General features: G+C 34.6%; 13 protein-coding genes. 8 read left to right on the forward strand and 5 right to left on the reverse strand.

Annotated features, from left to right (window positions below; all coding sequences use genetic code 11):
- Window positions 1-64 precede the first annotated feature (64 nt).
- Entirely contained in the window at window positions 65-1,288 is a 1,224-nt protein-coding gene (gene hflX, locus A8B35_RS07775; RefSeq protein ID WP_068472122.1) for a GTPase HflX, read from the forward strand.
- 49 nt (window positions 1,289-1,337) lie between these two features.
- Here the strand turns inward: hflX and A8B35_RS07780 are convergent, their stop codons facing one another.
- A complete protein-coding gene (locus A8B35_RS07780) occupies window positions 1,338-2,306 on the reverse strand; it encodes a helix-turn-helix transcriptional regulator (RefSeq protein WP_068472124.1) in 969 nt (322 codons plus the stop codon).
- Between the two features lie 114 nt (window positions 2,307-2,420).
- Between A8B35_RS07780 and A8B35_RS07785 the strand changes: the two genes are divergently transcribed.
- Together A8B35_RS07785 and A8B35_RS07790 are read left to right on the forward strand one after the other, a co-directional pair.
- Entirely contained in the window at window positions 2,421-2,984 is a 564-nt protein-coding gene (locus A8B35_RS07785) for a DUF4136 domain-containing protein (protein WP_068472126.1), read from the forward strand.
- A gap of 97 nt (window positions 2,985-3,081) precedes the next feature.
- Window positions 3,082-3,663: a glycine zipper domain-containing protein gene (locus tag A8B35_RS07790; protein ID WP_083634363.1), complete on the forward strand. Its 582-nt coding sequence runs from the start codon at window positions 3,082-3,084 to the stop codon at window positions 3,661-3,663.
- An 85-nt stretch (window positions 3,664-3,748) separates the two neighbouring features.
- Here the strand turns inward: A8B35_RS07790 and A8B35_RS07795 are convergent, their stop codons facing one another.
- Window positions 3,749-4,759 carry an aspartate-semialdehyde dehydrogenase gene (locus A8B35_RS07795; RefSeq protein WP_068472128.1) on the reverse strand — a complete coding sequence of 337 codons (1,011 nt, stop codon included), beginning with the start codon at window positions 4,757-4,759 and terminating at the stop codon, window positions 3,749-3,751.
- Window positions 4,760-4,947: 188 nt separating this feature from the next.
- On the opposite strand from A8B35_RS07795, the gene A8B35_RS07800 reads away from it, so the two are divergent.
- Window positions 4,948-7,767: a lamin tail domain-containing protein gene (locus A8B35_RS07800; RefSeq protein WP_068472130.1), complete on the forward strand. Its 2,820-nt coding sequence runs from the start codon at window positions 4,948-4,950 to the stop codon at window positions 7,765-7,767.
- A 10-nt stretch (window positions 7,768-7,777) separates the two neighbouring features.
- On the opposite strand, the gene A8B35_RS07805 is transcribed toward A8B35_RS07800, so the two are convergent.
- The 3 genes from A8B35_RS07805 to A8B35_RS07815 all read right to left on the reverse strand — a co-directional run bounded on the left by A8B35_RS07805 (window position 7,778) and on the right by A8B35_RS07815 (window position 11,915).
- The gene (locus A8B35_RS07805) at window positions 7,778-8,773 is read right to left on the reverse strand and encodes a hypothetical protein (RefSeq protein WP_068472132.1); all 996 of its coding nucleotides are present in this window, start codon (window positions 8,771-8,773) and stop codon (window positions 7,778-7,780) included.
- Between the two features lie 101 nt (window positions 8,774-8,874).
- Window positions 8,875-10,026 carry a DUF1624 domain-containing protein gene (locus tag A8B35_RS07810; RefSeq protein ID WP_068472134.1) on the reverse strand — a complete coding sequence of 384 codons (1,152 nt, stop codon included), beginning with the start codon at window positions 10,024-10,026 and terminating at the stop codon, window positions 8,875-8,877.
- Between the two features lie 254 nt (window positions 10,027-10,280).
- Window positions 10,281-11,915, reverse strand: a complete 1,635-nt coding sequence (locus tag A8B35_RS07815) for a LuxR C-terminal-related transcriptional regulator (protein WP_068472136.1) — start codon at window positions 11,913-11,915, stop codon at window positions 10,281-10,283.
- Between the two features lie 335 nt (window positions 11,916-12,250).
- Here A8B35_RS07815 and A8B35_RS07820 point away from each other — a divergent pair, with 335 nt between their 5' ends.
- The 4 genes from A8B35_RS07820 (at window position 12,251) to A8B35_RS07835 (ending at window position 19,298) form a co-directional block, all read left to right on the forward strand.
- Window positions 12,251-12,940: a T9SS type A sorting domain-containing protein gene (locus A8B35_RS07820; protein WP_068472138.1), complete on the forward strand. Its 690-nt coding sequence runs from the start codon at window positions 12,251-12,253 to the stop codon at window positions 12,938-12,940.
- 172 nt (window positions 12,941-13,112) lie between these two features.
- Entirely contained in the window at window positions 13,113-14,978 is a 1,866-nt protein-coding gene (locus tag A8B35_RS07825) for a sulfatase-like hydrolase/transferase (RefSeq protein ID WP_222844116.1), read from the forward strand.
- A complete protein-coding gene (locus tag A8B35_RS07830) occupies window positions 14,975-16,381 on the forward strand; it encodes a sulfatase family protein (RefSeq protein WP_068472142.1) in 1,407 nt (468 codons plus the stop codon). Before A8B35_RS07825 ends, A8B35_RS07830 begins: the two co-directional genes overlap by 4 nt.
- Before the next feature lie 52 nt (window positions 16,382-16,433).
- Entirely contained in the window at window positions 16,434-19,298 is a 2,865-nt protein-coding gene (locus tag A8B35_RS07835; RefSeq protein ID WP_068472144.1) for a T9SS type A sorting domain-containing protein, read from the forward strand.
- The last annotated feature ends 74 nt before the right edge of the window (window positions 19,299-19,372 follow it).

Raw genomic sequence — 19,372 nt, forward strand, 5'->3', positions numbered from 1 at the left:
GGTATAAACAATAGATTTTTAGTATTTTAAAAACACTATCTTTGCTGTGATTTAAAGAGATTAAATGGGAAAACACATATCTACATCTCAGGAAAGAGAAAAAGTAATTTTAGTAGGGATCAAAACCCCTGATATAACAAGTACTCAGTTAGAAGAGTATTTGGATGAATTGGCATTTTTAGCTGAAACCGCAGGTGGAATACCTGTGAAAAGATATACTCAGAACCTAACCATGCCCGACAATAAATATTTTGTGGGAAGTGGTAAGTTGGATGAAATACTTGAAGGAGTAAAAGTGCACGAGGTAGCATCGGTAATTTTTGATGATGAATTAACACCATCGCAACTCCGTAACTTAGAACGTGAACTTAAGGTGAGAATATTAGATAGAACAAATCTTATTCTCGACATATTCGCGAAGAATGCAAAAACAGCAGCCGCAAAAACGCAAGTTGAGTTGGCACAATATCAATATTTATTGCCTCGATTAACGCGTATGTGGACTCACCTAGAGCGCCAACGTGGAGGTATTGGAATGCGTGGTCCTGGTGAAAAGGAGATTGAAACAGATAGACGTATTATTCGTGATAAATTAGCTAAGCTGAAGCAAGACCTTGTAAAAATTGATAAGCAAAAATCAACACAACGTAAAAATAGAGGAAAGTTGGTTAGGGTTGCTCTGGTAGGGTATACCAATGTGGGAAAAAGTACTTTAATGAATACGCTGAGTAAGTCTGATGTACTGGCCGAAAATAAGTTATTTGCCACACTAGATACTACTGTTAGGAAAGTGGTGATTGGTAATTTACCATTTTTAGTAGCTGATACAGTTGGTTTTATACGTAAGTTACCCCACCATTTGGTTGATTCCTTTAAATCGACATTGGATGAGGTGCGTGAAGCCGATATCTTAATTCATGTTGTTGATGTATCGCATTCTGGTTTTGAAAATCAAATTGAAATTGTAAATCAGACCCTTCGTGAGTTAGATAAAACGGAGAAGAAGATGATTATGGTATTTAATAAAATTGATGCCTACTCCTATACAAAGAAAGAAGAGGACGATTTAACGCCAGTTACGCAAGACAATTTATCATTAGATGATTTAAAGAAAACTTGGATGGCTAAAGGTGTTGATACTGTATTTATATCGGCAAAGAATAAGGATAACTTGGATGCCTTTAAAGAAATTGCCTACAATGAGGTACGCAAAATACACACGGCTCGTTTTCCATTTAACGACTTCTTGTATCCTAATATAAATCCATTGGATTTAATAGAAGACTAGAATATTTGTCTCATCCCTAAAGTTATAGGGGTGAGATATTTTTTGCGTTTTAGTAAGCATCACTTTTCAACACCTCACTAGGTAATATATTAAAGGTCTTTTTAAATACGTTGGTAAAGTTTCCTATGGAAGAATATCCCAATTTAAAGGCTACCTCCGACACGGGACTTCCTTTAAGTAAAAACTCCATTCCTGCATCCATTTTAATTCTCAGAATATTGTTATAATAGGAATCTCCCATTATAGTCTTAAAAATACGTTGGAACTTGCTCATGCTCATTCCGAGTATTTTAGACGCTTCCTCGATATTAGGAATGTTACCTATGTTGCCATAAATATTTCCCATAAAGTTATTTAGCTTGGCTAAATCATTCGGATGAATTGATGATTTTACTTTTTGGGTATTAATATTTCTAAGCACGTCAGTAAACAGGAGATAAATTAGTTCGATGCTTTTAATTTCCAGGTAAGGCAGTAAAATTTCATCCTTACTATCTAAATGATTTCTAATTAGAGTAGTTACCAAACTAGAAGTTGAAGTTGTGGATATATTCAGATATAGATTGTTGGTATACTTAAGGTTCTCTAATATTTGGGTAGGAAACGATATCGCCTTGTTAATCTTTTCGAACCATGATTTGCTGAAATGTACAAATAATAGATTGCATTGTATATTGGGTAACCAGAGTTTCCGTCGGTAATTATTTCTTGTAAATATTACAGCGCCATGTTCTAAAGTGTTATCATCGGAATTAGTTTGGTTTGCAATGCGTTCAGATATATTATGAAAAAGGAAATATTCAGTAGGCTCTGTATCATTAAATCCCCATTGAATAAGTAAGGGTTGGTTTAGAATGAAATCAAAAATATATAGGTGTAAATCAACATGCAAATGATAGGTTAATATTTGGCCAGTGCCATATCGGGATTTAATGTTATGTGCGAACTCATCCGTACTATCGCACATTTTGTCTAAAAAATGACTTAAGCTATTCTCCTCATTAAAATGGAAGTTCATATTTATTCAGTGAAATTATATAATGACATGATTTCATAAATATATGAACAATCTCCATAAACCTCAAGGAGGTGAAACCCCATATATTTGTAATGTAAATTAAAACGAGGAAATATGAATACTAAAATTTTATTATTCAGTTTGCAGGTCATGATAGTAATGCTTACCTCATGTACTAGCACAAAAGTTGTATCAGATGTTAACGATACTTATGATTTTAACAAAGTTAAATCGTTTTCCTTGGCATACAATGATGAAAAAAGTAGCCAACAAACAAATGATCTAAATAAAGATCGTATTGAGAAAGCTATTATCAAAGAATTAGAGGGTAGAGGCCTTAAGTTCGTATCAGAAAATCCGGATGTAGAATTGCATTATTTTACAAAAGTTGAGTTAGAAAAAGATGTGTATGTAAGTGGATCAATGACTGGCAGTGGTTATGGTAGAGGTGCATATAGAGGTATGAATGCAATGGGGTCAAAATCCGCATCAGTAGAAACCACAACGCATGGTTTTATAGTAGTGGAAATGATTGACGCTGAACTTGGCGATATGATATGGTACTCTTATGGAGAAAGAGAAGTGAATAGCAACTCTGTTGGAAAAAATGCAACTGAAAAGATTCAGACGGCAGTAGAAAAAATTATGGAGCCGCTTCCAATAAAGAAACTGCAGTAATGTAGGTTGAATGAGCTACTCGTATCTTTTTAATTAGTGAACAAACTATTTGTTTTTTAGTTAAAAGTATAATCGAAAACTTAAATGATAACATATAATGAAATACAATATTAGAACCATATTTATTGCTTTAACTTTTGTGTTATTTGCAATAACAGAACTAAGTGCTCAACAAGATACGTCAGCTGCGCCAGTTGCTGCAAGTACACCAGGTCAGCCAGCTGCACAGCCAGCACCAGTTGCCACTACTACTTCTATTGCAAAGGGATTAGGATTATTTGTTTTTCCTGGAGAAGGGCAAACACAAGAAATGCAAGATGCCGATGAAATGTCGAGTTATAAGTGGGCTATGGAGCAAACTGGCTATGATCCAATTAATCCGCCTCAAATACATGCTAAGGAAGCCGATACTTCATTGGATGGGTCTGCAGTAGTAGGTGGTGCAAAAGGAGCCGCAGCAGGAGCGGCAATCGGCGCAATTGCAGGTGATGCTGGTAAAGGAGCTGCTATAGGAGCCGTTGCAGGAGGTTTAGCTGGTAGAAGAGCCAGGAAGTATGGCGATCATGTTGAAAAGCAGCATAATGAACAGGAAGTAGCTGCTCAGAAAACTAAAATGTTAGATGATTTTAAAATGGCATTTTCAGCAAGTATGGAAGCTAAAGGCTATACAGTTAAGTAATATTTCAGTCCTTACATAAAGGGTATAAAATAAGAAAGGCTCACATAATTGTGAGCCTTTCTTATTTTATTATTCTGAGATAGGTTTACTTTACTAAACCTTCTTTAATCATATATTCCGCAATTTGAACAGCATTTAATGCAGCCCCTTTTTTAATTTGATCAGCTACACACCAAAATGCAATACCATTCGGGTTTGAGATATCTTTACGGATACGACCCACAAAAACATCATCACTTCCTGCTAAATGAAGCGGTAATGGATATTCGTTTTCCTCTGGTTTATCCATAACAGTGATACCTTCTGTTTTTTCACATTCAGCTTTAAAAGCTTCAGGAGTAACAGGCGCTTCTGTTTCGGCCCAAATAGCTTCAGAATGCGCGCGCATTACTGGTACACGAACTGTTGTAGCACTTACTTCAATATCCGAATGCATAATTTTTTTCGTTTCATTATACATTTTCATTTCCTCTTTTGTATATCCATTATCGGTAAATACATCCACATGAGGAATTACATTGAATAGCAACTGGTGGGCAAATTTGTCAATAGTTAAATCATTACCAGCTGCAAAATCTTTTACTTGCTGCAATAATTCTTCCATCCCTGATGCACCTGCACCACTAGCCGACTGGTATGATGAAATATGAACTCGTTTGATATGAGATAAGTTCTCTAATGCTTTTAGAGCAACCACCATTTGGATAGTTGTACAATTGGGGTTTGCAATAATATTACGCGGACGATCCTTGCAATCTTCAGCATTTACTTCAGGTACAACCAATGGCACATCAGCGTCCATTCTAAATGCACTTGAGTTATCAATCATAACTGCTCCGTGCTTTGTAATGGTATCTGCATAATCCTTTGAAATACCACCTCCTGCTGAAGTTAAAGCAATATCAATGTCTTTAAAATCATCATTGTGCTGTAATTCTTTCACAGTAATTTGTTTGCCCTTAAATGTATAAACGTTTCCTGCACTTCGTGCTGATCCAAAAAGAACCAGTTCGTCTAACGGAAAATTACGCTCTTCCAACACCTTCAAAAATTCTTGTCCTACTGCGCCACTCGCACCAACTACTGCTACTTTCATTTTCTGACTACATCTTTTTTAAGTTGAATTATTAAGTATAATCTTTTGATTATTAATCAATATCAACTATTTTAAATTATTAATTGATTTTTGTTGTGATTATAAAATGGGAATAAACTCATTTTATGTTGGTGATGATGATGATATTTATCATGCAAAAATAACTATTTTACCTTAAACCTAAACCTATGAAGCTTCTTTTTTTCACGCTTTTATTTTTCCCGTATATACTTAATGCCCAATTTTTAGAAGCATGGAACTACCCTGATTTATCAACACAAACAAATTGGACTGGCGATCTTGAAAAGTTTAAAATATATACAACAGGAAAACTTCAATTAGATGCTCCAGAAGCTACCTCAGATGCTTATATATCTAGATTAGGAGAAGCAATTAATAATGCCAAATGGCAATTTGGTGTTAGTATGGATTTTAATCCATCGGCATCAAATTATATGAAAGTTTATTTGGTGAGTAGTACTCAATATATTTCTGAGAATACTGAAGCGTACTATGTAATGATTGGTAATACAGAAGATGAAATATCACTTTGGAAATTAGTGAATGGTGTAAATACTAAAATTATTGATGGATTGGATAAAATAATTGCAGAAAACACGAATGATATATCAATAACTGTTGAGCGCGATGCTATTGGTAATTGGAATTTAAGTGGAAATGTTAATGGTATAAAAATAGATGCTTTACAAGTATTTGATGATGAAATTAAACGTAGTTCCTATTTTGGTTTGTACTGTAAATATACTTCTACCCGCAGTGCAAAAATGTGGTTTGAGGGTATCGAAGTGGAAGGGGATGCTTTTGTAGATGATGAAAAACCGTATATCAAATCTCATACCGTAATAAATGGAACTACTATTCAAATCATTTTTAATGAAAGTATTATATTGCCAAGTGAGTTATCTGACTTATTTGTATTACCACATCAAATTGAAGTAGAATCTTATACAATTGATTCTAACATTTTGACCCTTAAATTAAATGATTATCTGCCTGACACTAAAGATAGAAGTATCACTATAAAAGGGATACAAGACCTGTTTGGCAATACAATGAATGAGGAATATTTGGCCTATTCATATAACAGAATTGCGGTATCTGGTACCGAGGTATTAAATTCCAAAGCACTACTTATATATTTTTCACAAAGCTGTGAGCTTGATTCTATCCCACAAATTATTTCTAATGACTTGCAGTTTACAGCTGAATTCAGTTCAGATACAAGTCTGCTTTTGAACAGTGCGAATCAATTCACATCAGATTTTAATTATGATTTCTCAATTGACAAGATATATAGTACCAATGGGGATGTAATACTACCATCAACTATTCAGTTCAACTATTATCAGCCCAAGCGATATGATGTTGTGTTTAACGAGATAATGATTGACCCAAGCCCTAGTATGGGGCTGGCAGAGGAAGAGTATATTGAACTTTTTAATAACACAGATAAAGAAATAAACTTAAAAGGATGGACTTTATATATCAATGATAAGGAAAATATTCTGTCGGATTTTATTATCCTTCCAAATCAATATTTACTGTTAGTGGATAATGAAGGTGCTTATGTAACATCAGATAATATTATAGGAGTTAGTAGTATGCCTAGTCTTAATAATACTAGTGGTGAAATTGTTCTTAAACATAGGGAAGGTTTAGTAGTGGATGCCATAAGATACCCTTTTGCGAAAAAAGAGGATACTTTCAAAAATGATGGCGGTTGGTCCGTTGAAAGGGTTGATGTAAATAATTACCAGAATTATGGCGATAATTGGTGCTATTCAACGGCCTTGAATGGTGGAACTCCAGCGGCGCAAAACTCTATGTTTGATAGTAACCCTGATCATATTTATCCATCAGTTAAAAATATAGCTTGGCATAATGATACGCTTTTTAGTATCACTTTTTCGGAGGCAATGGAACTAGAAGCGATATCAGAAATTAAAGTCGCAAATATTGAGTCATATTCCACAAGTTTAGATTCAGTATTTATGGATAGATTAGATATCCATATAGAACAAAAACTAGTCTCGAACGAGATCTACTCCCTTAAATTTGAAAATCAACCAACAGACTTGGCAAAGAATAAACTGTTAGATCTCTATAAGTTAAGATTGGCAGTTCCTGTAATGCCCGATAGTTTAGATGTTATTTTTAATGAGATTTTATTTAATCCATTTACTGAAGGCTCCGATTTTGTAGAGGTGTTTAATAATAGTAATAAGGTATTTAATCTAGATTCGCTTAATATAGCTCGCCTAAATGCGGATGGTGTGCCTGATAAGTTGTATTCTATCGCAGATAATGGAAAACTTTTCTTCCCAGGTGATCACTTAGCAATATGTAACGATTCATCAATGATTAAATTGCAGTATAAAAACGTAGATGCAGAATTGTTGATAGAAACATCTATGCCTAGTTTACCTGATGATGGAGGTGATCTTGTATTGTGTAACTATAGGGGAGAAGTGATTGATGCTTTTAGTTATACAGAGGATATGCATTTTGCATTACTGAGTGATAATGAGGGTGTATCTTTGGAGCGGATTAGCTATGCAGCACATACCAATGATGTAAATAATTGGCACTCGGCTTCAGGAGAAAGTGGTTATGGCACCCCAACAAAAGTGAATTCTCAGATGTTGACAGAGGCGGTTTCAGATAGTGAGAAAACCTTTTGGTTATCTGAGCAAGAATTTAGCCCCAATAGCGATGGGTATAATGATGTTTTACAGATAAATTACAATGTTAAAGATAATGGCTGGATGGCTTCGATTCGTGTTTATGATGATATGGGCCGTTTGGTTGATACACTTATTGATAGCGATTTAATGGCTCCTAATGGATTTGTAACTTGGGATGGAATAGATGCTAATCATTATAAATCACAGCTTGGTATATATATCATATTTATTCATTTTTATCATCCCGATGGCAGAGTGGAGTTAGAGAAACTAGTGGCTGTTTTAACTGCGGGCGTAATATAATATTTAGTGCTTATTCTTCAGCAATAGGACCTATATAGCGAGTGGCAATCACAATGTTATCTGCAAAACGTTTCATTGTTTGAGGAAAATTTGCTGTTGTTCGGTGTAAGTTTAGTTGTACATATTGAGGTTTTAAATCCTCGATGTTTCTAAAACGCATATTGCTAGCTCTAGATTGTAAAATTCCATTAATCCAGAAACGGACTTCACCATTACTTTTACCAGGAGTATTTAGGTATAAACCAATTTCGTAACAGTACCATTGATCGAATTTAATATAAAGATATGGATCACCATAAATTGAAAAGCGATAAGGTTTATCACCTGTTTCAGGATTGCTCACTGTAATTTTACCCAACTCAGCAACTGATTTATCAGCTTCTGGATGGTAGCTATAAAGATGTCCGAACCATAAATATCCATCATTCGCTTCAGGCTTTTGAGAAGGGCCCCAGCCTACAAATTGACAAGAGGCTGCATACCAATTGGTACCATCGCATGGTTCATTTAGTCCTGATGCCCCCTGTTCATTGTATATGCCAAATCCTTTTACACCAACCCCTTCCATTCCATCTCCAGGGTGAAAGCTTTTATCGTACTTTAAATACATCCGAATAAAATATCCTTGTCTCACTTCTTTGTGGGCGGCATCAGGAATGGGGTATCTGCATGTTGGTCCATTTTCTCCTTCTTGCCAGGTGTGCAATGCTCCATATTTGCTTTCTAATGCAGCACTAGCAGTTATATCAACATTGTTTTTGTACCTATCCTCTTCTGTGTAAATATTTACTTCGCCATTTTCGAAATCATCTGCGCTAAGCACGTACTCATTACTTACAATGTCTACATCGTTATTATAGCCCGCAGCAATGCCATAATTAATCCCTGTTGACAAGCCTTCATTGTAAAAGGGAGGTAGAGGAGTATTTGATTTACTCTTTTTACAAGCTGTTAAGGCAAGAAAACTTAGAAAGACTAATACTATAATATTTGGTGCAAGTTTCATCTTAATAAAATAATGCTTTCGCGCTTGTTTGTCAACTAATAATATATTGGTGTTATATTTCGCTGTACGTTATACATGCATGGCACGCATTGTTAATATATTTAAAAGTACTTTATCCACTTGTTGCTACTTTGGCGTTTGTAGTTAGAGAAGTATTTAGTAGGGAAATATAAAGCAATAGATAGTGTAATTGTAAGTGCCCATATTTGCCAAATATGGTTAAACCCAAAATATTCTCCTTGCTGGGTGCCATATATTGCAGTAAGTATTTTATACAATATTAAGAGTACATATAAATGAAATATGTAAAAGAACATTGGTGCTGAGCCATATGTTTTTAAGGCCGTGGTAAACTTATTATTCATGTTTTCAAACAACGCTAAAAGTAAAAAACCAATTCCTATGGTTAATAATAAGAAGTCGAGTGAGGGTGGATATTTGGTATAATTTATAAACGACATAAGAGTTTTAACAAACGTTTCTTGAAATTCAAAAGGAAGCGTTTCTCCATACAGATTAAAATACCTGAATACAAAAAGCACTAATAAGCAGCTTAAGCCAATATATACTAGGCTAATTTTTCTTGTATTTGATGTTATGGTTTTACCAAATAAAGGTCCTGCAAAATAACCTAATAGAATTACGCCAATCCACGGCAGCACAGGGTACGATGCTTTAATAGTTAATATCTCATTGTTAATTAAAAATCCTCTATCGTGTAAAATTGTCCATATAGTATATCCGGTTTCATCAGGAGAAAATGAAATAGGAACCAATAGATTATGTCCAAAAACTATTAGGGCGCCTACTATACCAATCCATTTTCTATCTAGTTTGCACAATGCAGCAAGGCATATCATACTAATACCTATTGCCCAAATAACTTGTAGGTACAATACCTGATAGTCTCCAAACCAAGAGAAGTTAATAATAGTAATCTCTAGTAAAACCAAAAATAACCCTCGTTTAAATAAAAAGGCACTAGCTGAGCGCGATGGTTTTTGAGCAGGATTGGCGTATAGCCATGCAGATAATCCTGTTAAGAAAACAAATATTGGAGCGCATAGGTGGGCCGTTATTCGTGTAAAAAACAATGTTGGATGTGTATCGTCAATATCTAATGGGTCTAGAATTTTCACATGGTAAAAGAATCGCTCTCTTACGTGGTCTAATAGCATTAGTAACATTACTAAGCCTCTTAATATATCTATTGAAGAGATTCGGGAAGAGTGTGTTTTTGTGCTTGTATTCATTTAATACTTTCCATAAAATAAGACAAATGTTATTGTCTAAATCAGTTAGTGGTTAAAGTACTTCTATTTCAATCAAAGCACTATCTGTTCGGTTTGTGTTGAAACAAATATTAGACCAATTAAACCATATCATTCCATAAAGTTTAAGCTCTCATCATAAATAATACATAAGCCACATTAGTGTGTTGAATACCTAAATATCAGAATTATAGTTTGTATGAGGGGATAGGTTAATTATACTTTGTAGTTATTAATTAACCAATATTTTGTATGTAATCAATTAGGTTACATCCTTTGTTAATATTCATTTTTTTTCGAATTCGGTAACGGCTAGTATTAATTCCATCAACACCTAAACCCATAATTTGCGCCATTTCTTTACTTGAAAATCCGAGTTTTATAAAGGCGCAAATTTTTAATTCTGTTTTCGTTAGTGATGGATACATCTCTTTTAATAAGAGGAAAAATGAATGGTTCACGGCTGTAAAGTGTACGTCAAATTCGTTCCATTTTTGAGACCGATTTATTTTAAAAGATTGGATTACTTTGCTGATTGTGGCTTTGTTCTCGTCTTTAAAATCTAGCGTGTTAAGTGTATTCTTTATTTCGTCTAATTGATTGTCACGTTCCAGAAGTTGCATGGCAGAAGAAAGTAGTTCTTTGTTTCTTACTTCAAGAATTTCTTCTTTCTTATCCATTTCTATTTGTTGTTTTTCTTGTATAACCTGTCTCTTTAGCTTTTCAATTTTAACTTTACGTTTTAAATATAATAATATGAGTACTATAATTACAAAAAGTGAACCTGTGTAAACAATGGACCTAAGCTGCAGAATTCTTTGTTCCTTTTCTAATATCGATAACTTTTGCATTTTTAATTCAGAAGCATATTTATTTTTCATCTCAAATATTTCTCGGTTCTGCATGCTTTTGCTACCAAAAATAGATTCATTAATTTGCTTCGCTTCCTTTAGGTAGTTATACGCTTTAAGATAGTTTTCTTTTATAAAATACTGTTGCGATAAGCTAGTTAGAATGTTAACCTTTGTGTTTTTATGTTTCTGCGTTGCATTTAGTATAGTTAAACTTTTTTCGAAATAAATAATAGATGAATCTAATTCTTCTTTTTTGTTATAGTATTTGCCCATTACATTGAATAGTTGAGCATGAAAGGGTTTTTGGATTGAAACGGAATCTTCCATTAAGCTTGATAAAAGTTTCCCAGCGTCATTAATTCTATACATATTAACATACAGATCGGCTAACCTTAGTTTAACAAATTTAATTGTTCTTTTATCTGCCAATTGCATTGATAAATGGAAACTTTTTAGAAAGGCATCTTCAGCTTTTAAGTAATCCTTGTTTGCTTTAAACTCAACATAAGCTAATAAGCTGTATAGTTTATATTGTAAACGAATGCTATCATTACTTTGCAAAGATATTTGATGAAGATTATCAAAGTTTTCTACAACTAGCTCATTTGCTTTCTCATTTTGTTCGAATATAAGATAAAGAACAGTTAACTTTCTTAGTAATTCTATCTGAAAGGCTGTATTATTAATTTGTTCAAATCGGTTGTACATTTCTATTGCAATATTATATGCATGATGGTATTGTCCTATTGACACATAATATGTGACTAATTTAATCTTTGTTTCATCAATACCTTTGTTATCTTCTAATTCTTCATAAATTATAAGGCAATTTTGAAGCAAAGTGATGGTTGAGTCAATGTTAATATTTTGCATGAACATTGCTTCTTCAAACATTTTAGTAACCTGTGCTTGCTTAGATGTGTCGTTAATTTGAGCTGTAAGATTTGAAGAAAAGATAAAAACAAACAGAATGATAAATAATCGACTGGGTAATGTAGTGTAAAATGTATGATACATATTTTAATGTTTCCTTTCTAACGATGTGTTTGTAGTTTTTAAATACCTTAAACTATTTTCAAGTATAAGAAACTTAAGTGATAAATCATCATATGCACTGTTGTTTTGAATTTGTTAGTTGTATGTTTTCATTAAATGCACATTTATAACTATTTATGAATTTGTTTGTCATGATTTGCTTAGTTTAAAATATCTATAAAATTTCTGTTGCTTATATTTTTGTCATTGAGTTTGGTTTTTAGCTTAGTTTCTGCTGATGATATATGTATCGTATTATATTACTAATTCATTCATTTTTGCTAGCGAAATTTAAAATCGCTTTAAATAATTATCGAATGAAGAAGAATCTAATTAAAAGACTCGTTACAGCTATTATGTTAATTTATGGTGGTAGTATAACTGCTCAAATATCAACAGTATCTTTATTAGATCATGCAGGTATTAATATTGAAAATACAATTATTGATGCATCTACCTCACCTGATTTTAAATATGAGATAGATTATACTACACCAAGTACAGGAGGTCCTTATAAAATAACTATTGCACAATATGGACGAATAGAATCAGAAGGTACAGCGGTTTGGTTAAAAACAATTGTGTCGGTAAAAGATATCGAAGAAGGGTTTACTGGATCGATAAATGGAGATGGTATATTTGTTACAGAAAATGATGCTAAGGGTACCAGTCTTTATTCAGGGAACGGATATGTATATATTCAGATGCAAGATGCCGATAAAAATTATATTGGGGAGGCCGTAAAAGTGCCTGTAACCTGGGATTTTGCAACTTCTATATCATTAGGAGAAACATTGGAGACAGAGGTATATCCAAATCCAGCTAATCAATTACTTCATATTAATGTACCAGAAGGAAGTACTGTTTCAATTTATAGCCTAACCGGTACTAAGGTTAGCGATGTTGAAGAATCAACGATTTCAGTAGCTAGTTGGGATGCTGGTATTTATATTGTAAAGGTGGCGTATCAAGGCGAATCAATAATTAAGAAAATCCAGGTATTATAAATCGTCTATATTATTTCTCAAGTAGCAGAACTGATATATGATAGAAGCGCTCAGGTCAACGATAAAGCATCGCGAATATCTCAGTGTGATCGTTTCTTTAGCTAAAGTAAATCTACTTTAGAATATCATAAAGCCTTTGAGATCAAAGTATAGCACATAGATTATGCAGAACGTGAAGAAATGTAAAGCAACCATATTTATTGCATTATTAATATTAGGAATAAGTGTAGATGCACAGGAATTAAGGAAACCTAATATTTTATGGATAATAACGGACGACCATAGAGCAGATGCTATAGGAGCATATAATAAGGCTATTTCGGGTAAAAAAGATAGCCCTTTAGGACATGTAGAATCTCCTAATATTGATGAGTTTGCTAAGGAAGGTGTATTATTTACCAAGGCATATTGTAACTCACCTGGGTGTGCACCTTCTAGAGCTTCAATGCACACAGGTATGTATCCATGGCATTCAGGCGTATATGGGTTTGAGAAAACACATGTTGCTGCGTCGCATTATAAAGGAGATATTCCGAGTGTAATGAAAGAGCAGGGGTATAATACAACTTATTTTGGTAAGGGACATATTCATTTGTATCGGTGGGAAAATGGGAAAATATGTACGGATGATGTGAATCATCTTTATAATTATTATGCTGAAATGCAAGATATGCGGGCATATGGTTATACTGATTGGAAACAACGACCAGTTTGGAAAAAAGGACCAAAGGGCAAAAAGGAGTTTTGGTTTCATCCAGATGGTACAGTTACTAGTTTTTATATAGAAGCTAAGGGCAGTGTTCCATTGGCTGATTCTCTTACACGCGCAACTTACGAGAAAGAAAAAGGAATTATTCGTCACTATACAAATGGTTCTAGAGCTGTGCTGGCTGGGGAAAGTCCAATGCCTGGGCCATTGACTAGTGACGGACGAATAACTGGTGAGTTTCAGAAATATTTAAATAACCCTAATGCTACTTATACCGCTTATGATGGGAAAATAGTTGAAGGTGTTAAAACGTCAGAACCTCAGTTTATTAATTTAGGATTTCACTTTCCGCACACCCCTGTAGTTCCTCCTAAATCGTTTCGAGATAAATTTAGAAATATAGAATATAAGATTCCTAATTTTAGTAAGAAAGAGGCAAATGATCTCCAAGAAATTGGGCAATTAAAGTCATGGTTTAAACATGCATCTATTGATAAAATGACTTATGAGGAGAAGCAAAATATCATTCGTGATTATTATGCATTTTGTGCCTTTGGAGATTCTTTGGTTGGAGAAGCCATTCATACATTCAGAAACTATTGTGAAAAACAGAATCAAGAATACCTCATTATACTTGCATTAGGTGATCATGGTTGGCATTTAGGAGAACAGGGTGGAGCCAGTAAATTCGGACCTTTCGATACATCTAATCATACTACAGTAGTAGTGGTATCTTCTGATAATAAACGATTCCCGAAGCAAACTATTGTCGATGATTTTATAGAGTACGTTGACTTTGCCCCAACATTTTATACAACTGCAGGTGTTGATGTTGCGACTTCCAAATTTAAACACTTGGATGGATATGACTTGGGAGAAGTTGTAAATGGTAAAAGAGAACCACGGCCTTATGTGTTAGGTGGGATGAATCAAATATTTGGTGAGCGGTCTTATTTGAGAAGTGGGAATTTTTCTTTTTCAATGAGGACAAGACCAGGTCGGGGTAAACCCCAGGAATCTGACCTATTAAAACATATAAAGTGGCCACTAACAACTAGTAAAAATAATGTAGAGATGGCTTTATATGATCTACGAATAGACCCTAAGGAACAAAGGAATGTAGCTTATGATCCTAAATACGAAGCTTTGTCTGATTGGTTTAGGATGAAGTTGGGCAAGATTGTTTTGGGGGATAATAGGATAGAGTGCGATTGGAGTAAGAAAGAAGTTTGGGATATCAGCACATTTGCAGAAGGGGCTGACGATAAAGTATTAAATATTCCAGCAGAAATAATTCCTAAAATTAAAAAACAAAGTAGAAAAAAATGAAATATTTATCAATTATTATTATAGTCCTTCTAGGAGCATTAATTTGTAATGGTCAAAATAAAAGGCCTAATGTTATTGTTTTCATGGCAGATGATATGGGCTATGGAGATGCTGGTTTTACAGGATCAAAGGATATATTAACACCCAATCTCGATAAATTAGCATCGGCAGGTGTAGTCTTTGAGCAGGGGTATGTTAATCACTCTTTTTGCGGACCAAGTAGAGCTGCATTACTATCTGGTCGTTATCCATATCGTTTTGGTTTTGAAACCAATCCGGCATATGATACAAGTAACCCTTTTATGGGTATTAGTAAGGAAGAAAAGTTATTTCCTGAACGGCTTCAGGAGGTTGGGTATGTAACAGGTATTATTGGTAAATGGCATTTAGGAGCAGCTGAGCCATTTCACCCCAATAATAGAGGATTTGATTATTTCTATGGATTTCTAGGAGGGGGACATCATTATTTTAAAATTGATTTGACAAAGAGTGTTTGGGAAGGCCAACTTCAGGGGCTATTACGTAATAAACATACAGCCAACTTCGAAGGTTACCTTACTACAGCACTAAGTCGTGATGCGGTATCGTTCGTACAAAAAAATAAAGAAAACCCCTTTTTTCTATATGTTGCCTATAATGCACCGCACCAACCCTTACAAGCCCCTGAAGAAGATATTGCACGTTATATACATATTAAAGATAAAAAGCGTAGAGTATATGCCGCCATGGTAGATGTTATGGATAGGGGTATAGGTGAGGTTGTTAGTGCATTAAAACAAAATGATATATACGAAAACACTTTGATATTCTTTTTAAGTGATAATGGAGGACCTATGCCAACAAAAAAATATCCACAAAAAGGAAATGCCTCAAGTAATGGTCCATTCAGAGGGGGTAAAGGAAACTTCTATGACGGAGGAGTTCATGTTCCTTTTATTGCAAGTTGGCCTGTTAAGATTCCTTCTAATAGTAGGTATACTTACCCTGTACAGGCCATAGATATTGCTCGCACTGCAGTAGAGGTAGCAGGGGCTAATGCACATACAACTCCTGCAATGGAAGGGGTAAACTTAATTCCGTATACAATAGGAAAAGAGAAGGGCGCTCCACATGAAGCCATTTTTTGGCGTGGTGGAAAGAATTGGTCAGTATTGGCATCAGATGGAACAAAGCACCTTAAGGACATGGATAGCAAAATACCTCAAATGTTTTTTCTTCCTAAAGATAAATCTGAGTCTAACGATATTATAGATGAGCAACCCGAAAAGGCCAAACGCCTTAAGGAGCAATGGGAACATTGGAATAAGTTAAATGTGCCTTGTAATATGTTGGGATACAAAGATTATCATAATAGAAGGAATGATTTCTATAAAGAAGCAATCCCTGATGAAGCCAAGCGCTAAGTTATTCTGCATTATAGGTAGTATATCTATATCATAAAATCTACAAAGAAATATGAAAAAAGAAGCTTCTATTTTATTAAGTGTAATGCTGTTGTGTGTTTTAAACAGTACAGGGCAAACATCTGTTGATTTTCAAAAAATTGACAATACCCGTATAGAATCAGACCCTGCTGTTACGTGGCGTCAGTTTGGCCCTGGTGGTTCGGGCAATAATTATTATCTATTCTGGCATCCAACGGATCCAGATATTATTTTCCAAGGGCCCAATATGTATAATGCTTATCGATCGGTAAATCAGGGGGAAACCTATCATGGTATATTAGATGAAGATGGACCTGGTTATAAAACAGGAGAAAGAGGGCCAATTGAAATAAATACCCCAGATTTTTCGAGACAGGAACCTAATTTTGGATTCTGCACCATGGAATTGTATAGCCGCATCTACGAAACTAATGATACAGGTGCAACATGGACTATGAGAACCGATATTAATGATCAGTTTGAGGGACAAATGATAAATACCATTGTTGTTGACCCAACAGATGATAACATATGGTATGCTGGTTCAGGAACAGTTAGTGATGCAAATAGGTTTGTTTTTACTTACAACATGCCACATGGTTTCAATAGTTCGGTTACTAATCATCAGGCCAGAGTATGGAAGACCATTGACAGAGGTGATACTTGGGTTGATGTAAGTCCTTCAAACCTAAATGATGATGCCCAGATTGTTCGTATTATGGTACACCCAAGTAACCCTAATATTGTTTTTATGGCAACAACTTATGGGTTTTACAAGAGTGGTGATGGAGGTAGTACCTGGGAGGCAAAAAACTCAGGTTTCGATAATAGCATCATCAGGTCGTTAGATATGCATTATGATGTAGGTACAGGTAAGGTATTACTTTATGCTATCGATTTAGTCAAATATATTCCCGAAGGAACTTCCATTAGTTACAATGGTGGTGTATTTAAAAGTAGTGACGAAGGAGATAATTGGTTAAAGATAAATAGTAATATGCCTTTGCCTAATTCAATTTTAAATGACTATACAGTTAAAACCTCAATATATAAGATAGCGTTATCTGATTGGTTTGGTAAAACGCAAGATGAAGTAGAAGCCTTGTATCCAAATTTACCAACAACGCTTTTGCATTCAGTAAGCAAGGTTCGAGTAGACCCTACTAATGCCAATAAGGTTCTTGTACTAAACAACTATAAATCGCAATATACTTTTAAGGGAGGAATGATGTGGCGAACAGAAGATGGAGGTAATAGTTGGTTTGTTACATTCCGAAATGGCACCAATTGGGAGGGTGCCGATCAGTCAATTTGGGAATCAAGAGGAAATCCCACCTCTCATAATGTAGACTATAGAGCCCAAGATGAATGGGAATTAAGAGATACTTATGATCAAAAAGCTGGAGCTACAGTTGAGTTTAATAGTGATGGCTCGGTTATTATGTTTCAGGTAGCTAAGGTTGTATGTGTTTCAAGAGATGGAGGAGATACTTGGGTTGAGAATGATGAAATTGATGCATTGCCCGATCAGCAACATTGGGTTGGTGCAGGAAATAGTAATCTACCAGGAGCTGATATTATTCAAGATTCAAGGATTGAACATATTTATTTATGCTCAGGCGAAAATTCTATTTGGAGAACAACCGACGATGGTGAGAATGTAAGAGAGAATGCACAAGCCGTTTATAAAATGAATATACCAAATAAAGCTGATCCAAAAGAATGTTCTGTATCTTCAATGGTTATTCATCCTAACGATGTTAACACTCTCTTTTCAGTGCACTATAGGCAGGCTTTTAGTGGTATGTTAATGAAGTCTTCTGACGGAGGAGCTCATTGGGAAGAGCATGGTAAAGTACTTGACTTCCCAACCGATATAACATTATCAAATGCTACAATCCATCAATTAAGTTTAATAATAGATCCAGATAATGTTAATAAATTTTATGTTACAGTACCGCAAAAAACGGTTAATGATCTTACTTATATAAAATCCGGAAATCTGGATGAACCTTTTGGAGTCTATCGGTCAGTCGATGGAGGTATTACTTTTCAAAAAATAAACAACGGTTTTCCTTCTGTTAATCAAAACAAACTGCGAGTACAAAAGTTGATGCTCGATCCTGTTAATAAGGGTGTAGTCTATGCGGCTGCAACAGGCCAGGCAGGTGGACTTTATAAGCTTGCTAACAATAGCGATACTTGGCAAGAAGTAAATATCCCTGCTGGTATTGAAGATGTAAATGATGTGTTTTTAACAGATGACAAATTGTATATATCATGCGGTTCTTCATCAAATACAGATACCAGTATTGGAGGCGTTTGGGTTTCAAATAATCGAGGTGAAACATGGGAACAAGTTTTTAAAAGTTGGTTTGTTAATCTGGTTCGTGTAGCTACTTATGATCCTGATGTCATTATGGTTTCCATTCCTTCCACAGATATGGTTAACCCCGGCATATATCGTTCATTGGATGGAGGTGATTCATGGAGCAAAATAAACACAGGAAACCTTCAGTCAGATCGGCTAAACGATTTAGAAATTGATTTACATCAAGAAGGAGTTTATTGGTGCTCTACCTACGGTGCTGGTTTTTATAAGGGAACTGATCCTTCCTTACTTCAAAAGGCGACTGTTAATAATAAGAATTACAACTCTAAAAACAGTTTTATAATCTATCCTAATCCAGTTACTGATGGAATAGTTTATTTCACTAATTACGTTGGAGATGCCCAAGTAAGGTTCTTTGATATAAGTGGTGCATTGGTGCACGTTTCAGATGTAAACTATGGGAGTACAAGTATCTCAATTGATCATCTAAAAGGAGGGCTTTATAGTGTTCAGTTAATTTCAAGTAACAACATATCAGTATGTAAACTAATTGTAAATAAGTAACAACATAAGATTTATTTCTAAAGTAATTAACCAGCAAATTGTAGAACTAACGTGATCTACAAATCATTCACTGA

The sequence above is a fragment of the Saccharicrinis aurantiacus genome, from assembly GCF_001660705.2.
Taxonomy (GTDB): Bacteria; Bacteroidota; Bacteroidia; order Bacteroidales; family Marinilabiliaceae; genus Saccharicrinis; species Saccharicrinis aurantiacus.